This window comes from Streptomyces sp. SAT1, from assembly GCF_001654495.1.
Classification (GTDB): domain Bacteria; phylum Actinomycetota; class Actinomycetes; order Streptomycetales; family Streptomycetaceae; genus Streptomyces; species Streptomyces andamanensis.
This window is the reverse complement of the sequence record NZ_CP015849.1, coordinates 78,991-94,131: the sequence shown is the minus strand read 5'-3', so window position 1 is coordinate 94,131 and position 15,141 is coordinate 78,991. Positions and strand designations below refer to the sequence as shown.

Below are 15,141 nucleotides of genomic sequence, written 5' to 3'. Positions count from 1 at the left end.
TCCGGTGACAATGACGGCGGCCGGGGGCTCTTCTGGCGGCGGTCGAGGGGCTCAGCCGACGACGGTCGGGGCGTCCCGGCCGGATCCGGTGCCGGACGGGCCTTCGACGGCGTCCGCCTCGGCCTCGTCCTCGTCGCGGGGGAGGGTGGCCCGGCGCAGTCCCGGGACCAGGACGGCGGCCAGCACCGCGGCCACGGCGCACACCGCGCCGTTGACGACGGCGGCACCGGCCGGGTTGAACCAGCGTGCCACCAGGGCGACTTCGACGTCCCCGAGCACGTTGCCGGTGGTGCCCTGCGCGGTGACGACGCTCACCACGCGTCCGCGCAGCCGGTCCGGGGTGTGGTGCTGGACCAGGGCGTACTCGAGGATCTCGTACACCGTTCCGGCGGCGCCGCCGACGGCCAGCATGAGGACGGCGGTCCAGACGCTGTGGCTCAGGCCGAAGCCGATGGTGGCGAGGCCGCCGGTGAGCGCGGCGGTGAGCAGCAGCCGTCCGGGCCGCCCGTGCCGGGTGACCCAGCCGCTGGTGGCGGAGACCAGGACGGCGCCCACGGCCGGGGCGGTGTAGAGCAGACCGAGGATCACGTCGCCGCCCCCGAAGCGGGTGGCGACCAGCGCCGGGAAGAGCACCACCGGAAGGTTGAACAGCACGGTGATCCCGCCCAGGCCCAGCAGCGCCCCCACCACGCGGTTGCGCAGCGCGAACCGGAAGGCCACGAGGGGGGAGCCGCCGTCCTCGCCGTCCTCGTCGCCGTCCTCGTCCGCCACCGGCGGCAGGGGGCGTACGCGCAGGATGAGCAGGGCGGTCACGGCGGTGGTGACGGCGGTGAACGTGAACACCGGCCCGGGACCCCCGGCGGCGAGCAGCACACCGCCGAGGAGCGGGGCGCAGATGGAGCCGATCTCGCCGGTGAGGGAGATCAGCGCGCCGGCCGCCGGGAGCTGGTCCGGGCGGACCAGGGTGGGCGCCACCGCCATCAGGGCGGTGACACTCACTCCGGTGGCCAGCCCGTCCAGGGCGACACAGCCGTAGATCCCCCACAGGCTGGGGTCGGCCAGGAACGCGTTGACCGCGAGGCCCGCGAAGGCCGCCGCGGCGGCCGCGCGTGCCCGCAGGATGAGCCTCCTGCGGTCCGTGCGGTCGGCCATCCAGCCGCCCCACAGCGAGCCCAGCAGCACCGTCACGCTCATGACCATGCTGGCGACGGCGACGCTGAAGGTCGACTCGGTGAGGTCGTACACCTGCGCGGACAGGGCGACGGTCGCCATGCCCAGGCCGAACAGGGACACCACCCGGGCGACGAAGATGGCCCGGAAGTCCCTGCTGGTGCGCAGGGGTTCGACGTCGACCAGGAGGTCACGCACCCGCACGGGGCGCTCCTGCGGGGGCGAGGAGCGTGGCCCAGTCGGTGAGGGTCGGGCGCTGGGCGAGCTCGGCGAAGCCGACCTCGGCGCCCTGCGCACGCCAGCCCTCCACGAGCGTCATCATCCGGACGGAGTCCAGGCCCTGGTCGAACACGTTCTCGTCGACGGCCACCTCCTCGGCCTCGACGTAGAGGAGCTCGGCGAGGTCGTCGCGGAGGCGGTCGAGGGTGAAGGACTGCGGCCCGGAAGTGTCGGTCATGGTGCTTCCTCTCCTGATCAGTGCTGAGTTCTGGTTAGGTAAGGCTTACCTAACAATCTATTCTTGGCCCGGTCAAGTCGGTCCGTTCCCGCCCCGGTTGCGGCCGGTGCCGGCGAAACCCCCGAGTGAAAGAGCCGATGACACGGTGACTCCTCCCCCCGCGCTCCGTCCCGCGCCGACCGCGCTCCGTCCCCCGCACCCGGTGGTGGTGCGCGCGGCCGGACCCGGCGACGTGGCCGCCCTGTACCGCCTCTCGCGCGCGTTCGCCCGTACGGGAGAGCTGCGCGCGCGGTCCGCGACCGAGTACGCACGCGACACGGGCGACTTCCTGATCGCCGAGTCCGCCGCGGGCGGTGTCGAGGGATGTGTGGGGCTCGGATGCGGCCAGGGCGCGGCGGCCCGTACCGCGGTCGTCTACAACTTCTGTGTGGCGGCGGCCAGTCAGGGCCGGGGTGTGGGTACGGCCCTGCTGGCAACGCTGCTCGCCGAGGCGGCGGCCCGCTCGGTCGGCACGGTCTTCACCGCGACCAGCGGCGGGGCCGCCCTCTTCCTGCGGCACGGCTTCACCGTGGTGGACCCCGCCACCGCGGCCTGGCCGGCCGGCCTCGATCCCCGCCCGGGGTCGAGCGTGCTGAGCCTGCGGCTCTGACCCGGCGGGGCGGGGCGGTCCGCCTCAGGACCGCCCGGCCAGGCTCGCCGGGCGCATGTCGGTCCAGTGCTCGTCCACGTAGGAGAGGCACTCCTGCCGGGAGTCCTCGCCGTGGACCACGGTCCAGCCCGCGGGAACCTCGGCGAAGGCCGGCCACAGCGAGTGCTGGTTCTCGTCGTTGACCAGGACCAGGTAGCGGGCGTCGTCGTCCTCGAAGGGGTTGGTGGCGGCCATGGGGGATCTCCTCGTGGGGATGGGGGTGTCGTGTGTGCGGGAGGGAAGGTGCGGCCGGGCCGGCTCTGTCCGGCCCGGCACGGCGGCATCGGCGGTCTCCACCGGGTCGCGCACAGATCGCGCACAAGATTCTTACTTAGGTAAGGCTGGCCTAACATTTCCCAAGTTCGGGGAGGTGTCAAGCCCCGCCCCGGCCGTGTGACATGCGCCCCGAAGGAGCTGTTGCGCGCTCAACTTCTGGCCGGGCCCCGGGAGATCGAGGGCACGCCGCCGTACGGCGGCGCACGCCGTGGTGTGCGGACGCTATCCGACGACGGGCGCCGTCCGCTCCCGGACGTAGGCGCCCGGGGTCCGGTCGAAGTGGCGCCGGAACGCCAGGATGAAGCCGTTCGCGCTGACGAAGCCGACCCGGGCCGCCACGGCTCCCACCTGGTGCCCCTCGGCCAGCAGAGCCAGGGAGCGGTTGAGTCGCGCCCGGGTGCGCCACTCCGAGAAGGACAGTCCGGTCTCCACCCGGAACGCCCTGCGCAGACTGGTCGAGCTGGTGTACAGCGCCTCGGCCCACTCCGTCGCCGTCCGCTGGTCGCCCGGGTCGCGCAGCAGTGCCACGGCCACCGCGCGGGCCGCCGTGCTCACGGGCCGTGGCAGGGGCAGCCGCCGCTCGTCGCCCGCCAGTTCGGCGAAGAGCGCGGTGTCCTCGGGTGTCGCCCCCGAACTGCGCATACGGGCCAGCAGCAGCCGCCTTCTGGCCTCTCCGACGGGCACGACCGACGCACGTGTGCAGGGCAGCCGGTAGCGCTCGGCCTCGAAGCTCTCGCTGACCACCAGTGAGTCGGGGTCGAAGCGCGCGCTGTGCGGCACGCCCGCCGGTATCCACAGGCCCACCGCCGGAGACAGCACATGGTCCGCGTCCCGCACCGTCACCACGATCCGGCCCAGCGGCACGTACAGGAACTGGTGGAAGTCGTGCACGTGCACGGGGTGCCCCTCCGTCGTGACGCACGAGTCGTCCGTGTGCTCCGGCGTTCCGTGCGCCGACGCCCCCGTGTCCGTGTGCTCCGCCGACTCCGTCCGAACCGCGCTCTGTGTCACGAGATCCCCCAGGTGTGCGGGGCCGGACATGCGACCCCTGGTTTCGAGGCCTGTGCCTCTGCGTTGTATCGACGCCAGGCAAGGTAAGGGTAACCTAACTTGCCGTACGACTCGTGAGGAGCGGAAGAAATCATGACAACCACGTCCCCGCCGGTGGCGACGTCGCCACCACCGGCCAGGACCCGCTTCTCCCGGGGCGCCGCCTGCATGGTGCTGGCGGCGGTCGCGGTCGCGGCGACCCTGATCGCGAGCATCGGACTGGGCTCACGCCACATCTCCCCGCTCGACATCGTGCACATCCTGCTCCACCCGAACGGCGACCTGTACAACTCCCATGTGCTGTGGACCGAGCGCATTCCGCGGACCTTCCTCGGGCTGCTGGTCGGCGCGGCACTGGGCGCCTCCGGACTCATCATGCAGGCCCTGACCATGAACCCGCTGTCCGAACCCGGCCTCCTCGGCATCGAGCAGGGCGCGGCCCTGGCCGTCGTCGTCGGCATCCTCTACCTCGGGGTCACCGACCTCCAGGGCTACTTCTGGATGGCACTGACCGGCGCCGCGCTCAGCGCCGTACTGGTCTACCTCATCGGCACCCGCACCAACACCGGCAGCTCCACCATCGGCCTGATCCTGGCCGGGGTCGCCCTGGCCGCCGTGATGTCCTCACTGATCACACTGATGGTCGTGCGCGACGACGCCGCCTACGCCCATCTGCGGTTCTGGTCGGTCGGCCAACTCACCGGCCGCGCCGCCGTGCTGGACGACGTGCTGCCGTTCGCCGCCGCCGGACTGCTGCTCGCCCTGCCCCTCGGCCGCACCCTCAACGTCCTCAGCCTCGGCGACGAGACCGCCCGCGGACTCGGCGTCCCCGTCGAACGCGCCCGCCTCGCCGCCGCGGCCGTGGCCGTCCTGCTGTGCGCCGCCGCCACCGCCGCCACCGGCCCCGTCGCCTTCGTCGGCCTCGTCGCCCCGCACTGCGCCCGCATGCTCGCCGGGCCCGACCACCGCTGGTCGCTCCCGCTGTCCATGGCCCTCGGCGCCGTCCTGCTCACCGGCGCCGACACCGCGGGACGGCTCGTCATCGACCACGGCGAGATCCAGGTCGGCGTCATGACCGCCGCCGTCGGCACCCCCTTCTTCGTATGGCTCGCCCGCCGCCGCAACCTGGTACGGGTGTGATGGCGACCGCGATCCGCGACATACCGTCCGCACCCACCGTCTCCCCACGGGCCACCGCCGCCCGGCTGCGCGCCCGGCGCCGCGCGCACAACCGCAGGACCGCCGTGGTCACCGCCGTGCTCGCCGTGTTCCTGCTCGGCTTCACCACCGCCTCCGTCCTGCTCGGCGGGGTCGCCCACATCGCCGCCGCCGACGTCCTGCCCGCCGCCCTCGGCCTGCGCACCGGACTCGCCGACTACCTCATCTTCCAGCTGCGCATGCCCCGCGCCCTGGCCGCCCTGCTGTCCGGCGCCCTGTTCGGGCTCGCCGGCGCCCTCTACCAGCGGATCGTCCGCAACCCGCTGGCCACCCCGGACATCGTCGGCATCTCGGCCGGCGCCGGCGCGGGCGCCGCCACCGTGCTGCTGCTCGCTCCCGCCGCCTTCACCTCCGGCCCGCCACTCGCCGCGCTGGCCGGGGCCTTCACCCTGCTCGGCGCCGTGTACGCGCTCAGCCACCGGGGCGGCGTGGACACCTACCGGCTGGTCCTGGTCGGCATCGGACTGAGCGCCGTGTGCACCGCCTACACCAACTACCTCTTCACCATCGCCGACCAGAACGACCTCGCCGTGGTGATGCGCTGGCTGATCGGCAGCACCAACGGCGCCGACTGGCAGGGCGTGCGCACCCTCGCCCTCGGCCTCGCCGGCTGCCTGGTCTGCACCGCCCTGCTGTACCGGCCGCTGTCCGGCATGGCACTCGGCGACCAGCTCGCCACCGGTCTCGGCACCCGGGTCCGGCCGGCCCGCGCCGCCGCCCTGCTGGTCGGCGCCGCCGCCGCGGCCCTGGCCACCAGCGTCGTCGGACCCATCGGCTTCGTGTCGCTGATCAGTGGCCCCATCGCGGGCCGGCTGGTCGGCGGCGAACGCGCCCTCGCCCTCGCCCCGCTGGTCGGCGCGGTCCTCGTCGTCGGCGCCGACGTCCTCGCCCAGAACGCGCCCCTGATCAGCCCGGTGCCCACCGGGGTCCTCACCGCGCTGCTCGGCGCGCCCTACTTCGTCTGGCTGATCCTTCGGCGCAGGCACGGAGCCGTCTCGTGAACGAACAGCCCCTCACCACCGGGCCGCACACGCTCCAGGCGCGCGGCATCACCGCCGGATACGGCGACGCCCCCGTCATCGAGGAACTGTCGCTCACCGTCGAGACCGGACGCGTCACCGCCCTCGTCGGCCCCAACGCCTGCGGCAAGTCCACCCTGTTGAAGTCCGTCGCCCGGCTGCTGCCCGTCAGCCAGGGCTCGGTGCTGCTCGACGGCGCCGACATCCACTCCCTGCGCACCCGGGAAGTGGCCCGCCGGCTCGGCATCCTGCCGCAGTCCCCGATCGCACCCGAGTCCATCACCGTCGGCGACCTGGTGTGGCGGGGCCGCCACCCGCACCGCCGGTTCGGGCAGCGCCGCACCGAGGCCGACGACCTGCTGATCGCCGAGGCGCTGGCGGCCACCGGCACCGCCGAGCTGATCGACCGCCCGGTCGACGCCCTCTCCGGCGGCCAGCGTCAGCGCGTGTGGATCGCCCTCGCCCTGGCCCAGGACACCCCGACCCTGCTGCTCGACGAGCCCACCACCTATCTGGACATCGCGCACCAGATCGAGGTGATGGACCTGCTGGCCGACCTGAACGAACGCACGGGCAAGACCATCGTCCTCGTCTCCCACGACCTCAACCAGGCGGCCCTGTACGCGCACACGATCGTCGCCATGCGCGACGGACGCATCGTGCGCCAGGGCCCGCCGGCAGATGTGCTCGACGAACGCACCGTGGCCGAGGTCTTCGGCCTGGACTGCGTCGTCGTGCCCCACCCCCGCACCGACCGGCCCCAGATCTTCCCGCTGGGCAGCCGCCACCTCATCCAGGAGAACAGAACGTGAACCGCCTGACCAGAGCGGCCGGCCGCCGCGGCGCCGTACGCACCCTCCTCGCCGTCGCCACGGCCCTGGCCCTCGCCACCGGCTGCTCGGGATCCGGGGACGGCAAGACCGGCTCCGAGCCCGCGGCCACCGCGGCCGGTTCCGCGGCGTTCCCCGTCAAGCTCACCAACGCCTGGGGCACCACCGAGGTCGCCAAGAAGCCGGTCCGGGTCGCCACCGTCTCCGACGGCGACACCGACATCGCCCTCGCCCTCGGCATCGTCCCGGTGATCACCCCGGACGCCGAGGACGGCGGCCCCGTCCCCGAGTACAAGCAGCAGGCCATCGACAAGCTCGGCAAGTCCAAGCTCAAGACGTACGACGACACCGACGGAACCGACTACGAGGCCGTCGCCGAAGCCGCCCCGGACGTCATCCTCGGCGTCAACACCTGGGCGATGAACACCGACTACGCCAAGCTCAAGCCCATCGCCCCCGTCGTCACCTACGCCGACAAGAAGGACGCCGACACCCTCACCTGGCAGGACCGGCTGAAGATCGCCGCCAAGGCGCTCGGCATGACCGACAAGGCCGAACAGATCATCGCCGCCAACGAGAAGGCGTTCACCGACGCGGCCGCGGCCCACCCCGAGTTCAAGGGCAAGACGTACACCTACGCGGTCGTCCACCCCGAGCAGATCACCTACGCCTCCTACGCCGACCAGGACCCCGGCGTCTTCGAGGGACTCGGCCTGACCAAGGCGCCCAACGCCAAGAAGTACAGCGCCGACAAGAACGCCGTCAGCCTGGAGAACCTCGACGAACTGGAGGCCGACGTCCTGCTCATCACCTACCCGTTCGGCGACAACGGACTGGTGTCCGCCTCCGAACTGGAGAAGAACAAGCTCTTCGCGTCCCTGAAGGTGGTCAAGGGCAAGCACTACGCCGTCGTACCCTCCGAGAACACCCTCGCCTCCGCCGTCGCCTACCCCGACGCGCTCAGCTCGCCCTGGGTCGCCCAGAAGCTGACGCCGATCCTGGCCGACGCCGTCGCCGGCAAGTAGCACCCCCGCCAACCGCCACCGCCGTCCGCCCGACCGCACCCGCACCGGTGGCCGGACCCGCCCGGGACCCGGCCGCCGACGGGTGCCGCGCCACCGGCCGCACCACACCCCGCCCCCACGGGAACGCCCGTGGTACGAAGGAGCCCGCATGCCCACCCGCAGCCCCCGTTCGGTCGCCACATTCCCCATCGTGCTCAGGGAACTGACCGTGCTGCGCGCCGAGAACATCACCCCGGGAATGCGCCGCCTCACCCTCGGCGGAGAACAGCTCCGCGCCTTCACCCGCGACGGCCTCACCCTGCCCGAACTGCGCACCGAGGGCTTCGACGACCACGTCAAGTTCTTCTTCACCGACGAGCACGGGCGCCTCGTGCTGCCCCGGCAGAACGTCAGCAGCCTGGACTGGCCCGCCGACGGCCGCCCGGTCTCCAAGGACTACACACCGGTGCGCTTCGACCCCGACGCCGGAGAGATCGACTTCGACTTCGTGCGGCACGAGGGCGGCATCGCCTCCGGCTGGGCCGAACGCGTCAAGCCCGGCGAGAGCGCCTGGATCGCCGGACCCAAGATGTCCCACAGCCATCCCGAGGGCGCCGACTGGCTGCTCGTCGCCGGCGACGAGACCGCGCTGCCCGCCATCGGCCGCTGGCTCGCGGAGATGCCCGAAGGCACCCGTGCCAAGGTCTTCGTCGAGATCGGCGAGGACAGCCACCGCCAGGAACTGCCCACCCGCGCCGACGCCGACATCGTCTGGCTCTCCCGCGACGGCGCCCCCGCCGGCACCACCGGCCTGCTGGAGCAGGCGGTCCGGGACACCGAGTGGCTGCCCGGCACCGTCTTCGCCTGGGTGGCGGGCGAGGCCGTCACCCTCAAGGGCATCCGTCGCCATCTGGTGACGGAACGTCAAGTACCGCGCGAGCAACTGGACATCACCGGCTACTGGCGGCGCACCGAACCCACCGCAGCCGGAACCCCGGCGGCCGAGGAGGACGAGGAGGACGACGCCCACGAGCGGCTGCACGAACTGACCGACCTCGCCCCCGGCTACGCCATCCGCGCCGCGGTCACCCTCGGCGTCTTCGAACTCGTCGCCTCCGGCGTCCGCGACCCCCGCCGACTGGCCGCCCGCACCGGCGCCGACCCCGCCACGCTCACCGCGCTGCTCGCCTATCTCGCCTCCCTCGACGTCCTCGCCGACGACGGAGAGGGCGGCTACCGGCTGGCCCCGGTCGGCGAGGAACTCGTCGACGACGACCACTCCGCCTACGAGTACCACCTGGGCGGCGCCCAGGCCGCGCTCGACGCCTCCTTCAGCGGACTCCTGCACACCCTGCGCACCGGCGAGGCCGGCTACCGCACCCACGACGGCCGGACCCTGGCCGGCGCGATGACCGACGATCCCCGCCTGGCCGGCACCGCTCGCGCGGCCGTCGAGGACCACGCCCGCTGGGTCGCCCCCGGCGTCGTCGGCGCCCACGACTGGGCCTCGGTGCCCGCGCTGACCGCGACCGGACACGGTTCGGCCACCGTCGTCAACGCCCTCGCCAAGGCGTTCCCCCGGCTGCGCGCCCGGATCGTCGCCATGCCCTCCGCCCTGCGGGTGCTGCGTGAGGAACTGCTCGACACCGATGTGCTGCCGCGCGTCGAACTCGTCCCGCGCGCCTCCGGTGTACCCGAGGGCGCCGAGACCCTGCTGATGTGCCGGCAGCTGGAGTGGCTGCCCGACGACGACGCCGTACAGGTCCTCACCGAGGCCGGTGCCGGACTGGCCGCCGACGGCACACTGGTCCTGGTGGAACAGGTGACACCGGCCGACCCCGACGACATCGACGCCGTCGTGCACCATCTGCGTCTCAAGTGCGCCTTCGGCTCGGGCGTCCGGGACGCGGAACACGTCGCCCGCCTCGCCGAGCGCGCGGGTCTGACGGTGCGCACCTGCCGGGACATCGGCTGGGACCACCGCCTGTGGGTCATCACCCCGGCGCGGGACTGACACCGGGGCGGCTGATATTCGCTGGACACCGCGCAGGGCAGCGGCAAGCGTGGGAGGCATGGAGCAGGCAGAGCAGGCAGAGCAGGCAGAGCTGTCGGAGATCTGGGACGAGGACACCGCGCAGAGCTACGACACACCCGGTTCGGGCATGTTCGCGCCGGAGGTCCTGGGACCGGCCGTCGAGTTCCTGGCCCGGCTCGCGGGGGACGGGACGGCGGTCGAGTTCGCCGTCGGCACCGGCCGCGTGGCCGTTCCGCTCGCGGAGCGGGGAGTCCCGGTCACCGGCATCGAACTGTCACGGCCGATGGTGGAGCGGCTGCGCTCCAAGGCGGACGAGGCGACGATCCCGGTGGTCATCGGTGACATGGCGACGACCGTCGTACCGGGGGAGCACACCCTCGTCTACCTCGTCTACAACACGATCTCCAACCTGCTCACCCAGGCCGAGCAGGTCGAGTGCTTCCGCAACGCCGCCCGCCACCTCGCACCCGGCGGGCGGTTCGTGGTCGAACTGTGGGTGCCCGAGCTGCGCAAGCTCCCCCCGGGCCAGGCCGCCACCGTCTGGCAGTCCGAGCCCGGCTACATCGGCCTGGACACCTACGACACCCTGCGGCAGCGGGTCGTCTCGCACCACTTCCGCTTCGACGAGACCAGGCAGGCGCGGCTGGCCCGCAGCCCGCACCGCTACATCTGGCCGGCCGAACTCGACCTCATGGCCCAACTGACCGGTCTCGAACGGGAAGCCCGGTACGCGGACTGGACGGGAGCCGAGTTCACCGCCGAGTCACGGTCCCATGTCTCCGTGTACCGGCTCCCGGAGCCGCGGTAGCCACCGATGCGTTCGCGCGCACGGACATCAACTGCCCTTGCTGCACCGGCCGGTCCCGTCCCCCCAGTCCGTGACCGTCTCGTCAGTCCGTGACCGTCCCCTCAGTCCGTGACCGTCTCGTCAGACCGTGACCGTCTCGCCGTCCGGGAACGTGACCGTCACCAGCCCGTCGTCCCCGCGCTCGCACCGGACCGACTCGCGCAGGACCCAGGGGTGCACGACGTCGCGGGTCAGCACCACCAGGGTCACATGGACGCTCTCCCCGCCCGGGTGGCGCACAGCGCGCAGGTACGGCGTCGCCGAATGGGGACCGCAGGCGTTGGCCTCGGCCTCGCGCGCGACGCCCGCGTCCTCGTCCCAGCCGTACAGCGCGGCCACGGCGCTGGTCAGCCCCGACTCCGTACGGGCCAGCGCCCAGCCGGGCCCCCGCTCCACCTGGGGACGCGCACCGTCGGCGACCGCGTATCCTCCCTCGCGCACCGTCACGCCCTCGGGTGCCCGCACCCGGTGCACGCGCAGCTCCCACGGACCGTGCAGCACACTGGTCGACTCGATCGAGAACTCCTCGTCAGAACCGGGGAGTTGCGTGAGGTGACGCGACGACGCCCGGCGTCCCGCGCAGGCGAGCGGGAGGATGCGGCGGCGCCGTGAGGGGATGCCGTCGGCGGAGAGCAGCGCGATGTGGTTGTCGACCGTGCGGGCCCAGGCGTGCGGCGCCGACTCCGGCGCGGTGGCCGTGGAATAGGCGAGCTTGGCGTAGTGGGGATCGTCGCTCCCCGGTCCGTCCGGCGGGTTGTGGTCGCTGCCGTGGTTGACCAGGCGGACGACTCCGTCGTGCGGGGTGCCGTGCAGCAGCCAGCCCGGCGCGGGCAGAGCCGTGTACTGCGTGGACTGCTCGACGGGGAGCGGCAGTTCACGGTCCGTCCACACCGGATGGTCGGCGGGCAGCAGCAGGCCGAGGAACCCCTTGCTCGCCCAGTACGGCGACGCTGGCCCCGAGTACGCCTGCGTAGCGGGCAGGAACGTCCCGTACCAGCCCAGCGGCAGCAGCCCCCGCTCGTCCGGCACCCCCCGCTCGGCGAAGTGCCGGGCCGCGCCCGAGGCGAGGCGCCGGGTCAGGCCCGGGGCGAGCGGGGTGCAGTCGGCGAGCGCGCCCAGCCAGACCGGCGCCGTCGCCGCGACGCGGTACGTCAGGGACCGGCCCTGGTGCACCGGCGCGCCGTCCGCGCCGAAGAACTGCGGGTAGGTGGTGAGGAACTGGGCCAGCCGCTCCCGGTAGACGGCGCCGCGCCCGCCGTCCCCGTCCGGTCCCGCCATGCGGGCCCACAGGAGCGGGTACAGGTGCATCGCCCAGCCGATGTAGTAGTCGAAGTTGCGGCCGTCGCCGTCCGTGTACCAGCCGTCGCCGACGTACCAGTCCTCGATCCGGTCGAGCCCGGCGTCGATGTCCTCCTGGCTGTACGGCGCGCCGACCGAGGCGAGGAACTGCTCCGACACCACCTGGAAGAGACGCCAGTTGTTGTCCCAGGTCCGGGCGCCGACGAAGCCGGAGAACCAGTCGACGACCCGCTCCTGCACCCGGGAGTCGAGCCGGTCCCAGATCCAGGGACGGGTCTCGTGCAGGGCGAGCGCGACCGAGGCGGCCTCCACCATCTGCTGGGAGCAGTCGGTGAGCACGGGCCAGGCCTCGTCGCTGTCACGGTCCGTGCCCGTTGTCAGACCCCGCGTGTACCTTTCGATGAGATGGGAGACGGCCGTGGGATCAGTGCCCTCGCGGTCGTCCTCGCCGCCCGCGCCCGCGATCCGGAAGGAGGCCAGCAGAAATGTCCGAGCGAACCCTTCGAGGCCGTCCGAGACGACCCCTGACCAACTGGCCCGGCCCGGCAGCCGGTACTGCGCGAAACCGGGAGTGGCGTAGGGCAGCAGGGCCGCGAGCTGCCGGTCGGCCAGGGCCTCCCAGTGCGCCCGCGTCCAGCCGGTCAGGGGCGAGCGGACACGGTCGGTGGGCGGGAGGGGGAAGTGCGGGGCGGGCATGGCGGTTCGCTGGCTCCTTCGTCGGACGGTGTGCGATACGGGTGACCGGGGGCGGCGGTCCGGTGGCTGCCCGGCCGGTCCCGTCACCCCGGGCCTCGTGGGCCGGCGGGGCAGAGGGGGCCGAGGTCCGGCCGGACCGGTCTCACCGGAGCCGCGCGGTGTGTGTATGACCCCGTGAGCCGCCCACGCGGACGGTGAGCACGGGGCGGCGGCCCGGCACCACGGACACGGTGTCGTCGGCGTGGACCACCGTGCGCACGGCGAAGGGCAGCCGTACGGTCAGCTCCGTCACCGTACGGCTCGGATCGGCCACCGCCACCGTCACGCCCTCGCCGCGGCGGCACACCAGGACGGTGCCGGGGCCGTCGGTGCCGAGCCCGTCCACCGAGCCCGCCGCCCAGAAGTGCGCCGCGAGCAGGCCGTGGCGGGGTGCGGCGACGGCCTGGACGGTGGCGTCGTTGGCGAGCACGCGCGCCGGGCGGGAGAGGGACCAGGCCAGGGTCGCGGAGGCGGTCGCGCGCGGCAGCAGGACATAGGAGTAGGACGCGGAGACGGGGGAGGGCCCGTGGTCGAACCAGAGAGTGGCGTAGCGGCGTGTGACCGGGGTGGTGCTGCCCGCGGTGTCCGCGCCGGTGTTGAGGGCGCTCCACGTCCCGGTGCGTTCCTCGCGCAGCGCGCGCAGCGGGCCGCCGGAGGGGAAGACGTACCCGCCCGTGCCCTCCAGATGGACCCAGCGGGCGTCGTCCAGCGCGGCCGACCACCCCTGCCGCGAGGACTGCCGGCGCCCGTCGACGACGAGCCGGGGCGCGCCCTGGGCATGCAGGTTCCGGTTCTCGACGACGGTCTCGACGGTCCTTCCGTCGCTCGCCGTGATCCCGGCGCCGAGGGCGACGACCGCGTTGTCCAGGAAGAACCACGCCTTCTTGGCCCGCAGCGTCGACCCGTCCGCGATCAGCTCCATCGCGGCGGCACCGTAGCGGGCGTCGAGCACCGCCCCGCCCGCGACCGCGTTCCGCGGACGGAAGGTGCCGGTCCCGCCGCCGGTCCCGAGATCGGCCCGGACCCGGGTGTCCACCGTCGTCCCCGGCAGCCGGTACGGGTCGACGGTGGGCCAGAAGGCGTCACCGAAGGCGTCCGTGTCGTCGCCGTCGTACAGGTATGTCATGCCGTCGCCGGTGTACCAGCCGTGCAGGTTCTCGCCGTTGCCCGCCTCGTAGGCGGCGATGCGCCGCGACGACAGCGACAGCGCGCACGCCCACGACCGGCGCCGGTGCACCACCCGGTCCATGTCGGCGAAGACGAAGTGCCCGTCGGGGCGGTCGGCGGGCCGCACGGTCCGATCGCCGAGGACGGCCTTCGCGCGGGCCAGGTCCGGGATCCCGACGAGCGTCCGGTACGGCGTCCTCGTGTTGCGCAGGATCCAGCCCTTGGCCGCGGCGCGCCAGCGGTCCGCGTACGCGTCCGGTGCCCCCTCGGCGAGCTGGAGGATGTGCGCGACCGCGGCGGCCCCGTCGGCATGGTCCCGCGCGCGCTCGCGGGAGACGGCGCGGCCACGCACCGCGTCCATCATCACGCCGTCGAACAGGAGCGGCTCGAAGGACCGCTCCACGGCCTCGTACAGCACCTGGACCGCCGGGTCGGTGACGGCCCAGTCGGAGCCGGCGAGCAGCGCGATCAGCTGACCGGCGCCACCGAGCAGGACACTGCCGTACGTGCCCGTGTACGCGACGTCCGAGTGCTGTACGAACGAGCCGTCCCGGTAGAAGCCGTCGCCCGAGGTGACGTACTGGAACAGGCTGTTCTTCCCCTTGTCCCGGACATCCGACAGGCCGTCGCGGGCCAGGACGAGCGCGGCGGGGTCGCCCGCGAGCAGCCCGCGCAACGCGACGATGACGGCCTTGTCGGTGCGGTTGGCGCCCGTCTCGGCGAGCGTGGGGGAGTTGGTGCGGCGGTCCGGGTCGGGGACGAAGCGGGCCACCGTCGCCACATAGGCGTCGCGGTCCTGCGCGGGCAGTTCGGCGCGCAGCAGGACGCAGACGTCCATCAGCGCGCGGGGCGCCCCGATCTCCCAGAACCACCAGTTGCCGGTCTCGCGGCGCGAGGCGTCGTAGCCGGCGGTGTGCAGGAAGCGGAGCGCGTCCAGGAGCCCGTCGCGCACCGCCTCCTGCCCGGTGAGCGAGGTGCCGGGCGTGGCCCACGCGGTCGCGATCGTGCGCAGCCGCGGGTAGCTCTGGCCGAACATACCCGGATCGGAGGCCGGGGACAGATCCGCCCACAGCGCGGTGCGGTTCGCGGAGGTGTCGATCTGCCGCCACCAGGCGGCGGCCTGGGTGTCCAGGGCGGTGAGCGCGGCGGCGAAGTCCGGGTCCGCCGGATCGAAGGCGCCGCCGGTCAGCTGCTGCGCGGCGCGTCCGAGCAGCGGCTCGTACGGGTCGTCGCCGGATGCCGCGGCGGCGCTCGCACCGCCCGCGCGGGCGACGAGTCCGGCGGCGGCGCCCGCCGAGGCGAGCGCGAGGGTCTGGCGTCTGCTCAGTTCCATGGCGGATCTCTTC

The 15,141-nt window shown here is 73.2% G+C and carries 13 protein-coding genes; 7 read left to right on the top strand and 6 right to left on the bottom strand.

What is annotated here, in order from left to right; genetic code table 11:
* Positions 1–51 precede the first annotated feature (51 nt).
* Together entS and A8713_RS00420 are read right to left on the bottom strand one after the other, a co-directional pair.
* A complete protein-coding gene (gene entS / locus A8713_RS00425) occupies positions 52–1,374 on the bottom strand; it encodes an enterobactin transporter EntS (protein WP_079158776.1) in 1,323 nt (440 codons plus the stop codon).
* Positions 1,361–1,627: a phosphopantetheine-binding protein gene (locus tag A8713_RS00420; RefSeq protein ID WP_064530848.1), complete on the bottom strand. Its 267-nt coding sequence runs from the start codon at positions 1,625–1,627 to the stop codon at positions 1,361–1,363. The genes entS and A8713_RS00420 overlap by 14 nt, the downstream gene beginning before the upstream one ends.
* Positions 1,628–1,772: 145 nt before the next feature.
* Between A8713_RS00420 and A8713_RS00415 the strand changes: the two genes are divergently transcribed.
* On the top strand, positions 1,773–2,276 hold the full coding sequence (locus A8713_RS00415) for a GNAT family N-acetyltransferase (protein WP_064530847.1): 504 nt from the start codon (positions 1,773–1,775) through the stop codon (positions 2,274–2,276).
* Positions 2,277–2,300: 24 nt separating this feature from the next.
* On the opposite strand, the gene A8713_RS00410 is transcribed toward A8713_RS00415, so the two are convergent.
* Positions 2,301–2,510, bottom strand: coding sequence for an MbtH family protein (locus tag A8713_RS00410; protein ID WP_018566024.1), 210 nt, complete (start codon positions 2,508–2,510; stop codon positions 2,301–2,303).
* 303 nt (positions 2,511–2,813) lie between these two features.
* Positions 2,814–3,632, bottom strand: coding sequence for a helix-turn-helix transcriptional regulator (locus tag A8713_RS00405; RefSeq protein ID WP_107440559.1), 819 nt, complete (start codon positions 3,630–3,632; stop codon positions 2,814–2,816).
* Positions 3,633–3,734: 102 nt separating this feature from the next.
* On the opposite strand from A8713_RS00405, the gene A8713_RS00400 reads away from it, so the two are divergent.
* The 6 genes from A8713_RS00400 to A8713_RS00375 all read left to right on the top strand — a co-directional run bounded on the left by A8713_RS00400 (position 3,735) and on the right by A8713_RS00375 (position 10,555).
* The gene (locus A8713_RS00400; RefSeq protein WP_064530846.1) at positions 3,735–4,781 is read left to right on the top strand and encodes a FecCD family ABC transporter permease; all 1,047 of its coding nucleotides are present in this window, start codon (positions 3,735–3,737) and stop codon (positions 4,779–4,781) included.
* Positions 4,781–5,860, top strand: a complete 1,080-nt coding sequence (locus A8713_RS00395) for a FecCD family ABC transporter permease (RefSeq protein ID WP_079158775.1) — start codon at positions 4,781–4,783, stop codon at positions 5,858–5,860. Before A8713_RS00400 ends, A8713_RS00395 begins: the two co-directional genes overlap by 1 nt.
* A complete protein-coding gene (locus tag A8713_RS00390) occupies positions 5,857–6,690 on the top strand; it encodes an ABC transporter ATP-binding protein (protein WP_064530845.1) in 834 nt (277 codons plus the stop codon). The genes A8713_RS00395 and A8713_RS00390 overlap by 4 nt, the downstream gene beginning before the upstream one ends.
* Positions 6,687–7,733 carry an ABC transporter substrate-binding protein gene (locus tag A8713_RS00385; RefSeq protein WP_107440558.1) on the top strand — a complete coding sequence of 349 codons (1,047 nt, stop codon included), beginning with the start codon at positions 6,687–6,689 and terminating at the stop codon, positions 7,731–7,733. Before A8713_RS00390 ends, A8713_RS00385 begins: the two co-directional genes overlap by 4 nt.
* A gap of 148 nt (positions 7,734–7,881) precedes the next feature.
* Positions 7,882–9,726, top strand: coding sequence for an SIP domain-containing protein (locus A8713_RS00380; RefSeq protein ID WP_064530844.1), 1,845 nt, complete (start codon positions 7,882–7,884; stop codon positions 9,724–9,726).
* A gap of 58 nt (positions 9,727–9,784) precedes the next feature.
* Entirely contained in the window at positions 9,785–10,555 is a 771-nt protein-coding gene (locus A8713_RS00375) for a class I SAM-dependent DNA methyltransferase (RefSeq protein ID WP_064530843.1), read from the top strand.
* Positions 10,556–10,675: 120 nt separating this feature from the next.
* Here the strand turns inward: A8713_RS00375 and A8713_RS00370 are convergent, their stop codons facing one another.
* The gene (locus A8713_RS00370; protein WP_064530842.1) at positions 10,676–12,589 is read right to left on the bottom strand and encodes a DUF2264 domain-containing protein; all 1,914 of its coding nucleotides are present in this window, start codon (positions 12,587–12,589) and stop codon (positions 10,676–10,678) included.
* Between the two features lie 142 nt (positions 12,590–12,731).
* Positions 12,732–15,128, bottom strand: a complete 2,397-nt coding sequence (locus A8713_RS00365) for a polysaccharide lyase 8 family protein (RefSeq protein ID WP_064530841.1) — start codon at positions 15,126–15,128, stop codon at positions 12,732–12,734.
* Positions 15,129–15,141: the final 13 nt, after the last annotated feature.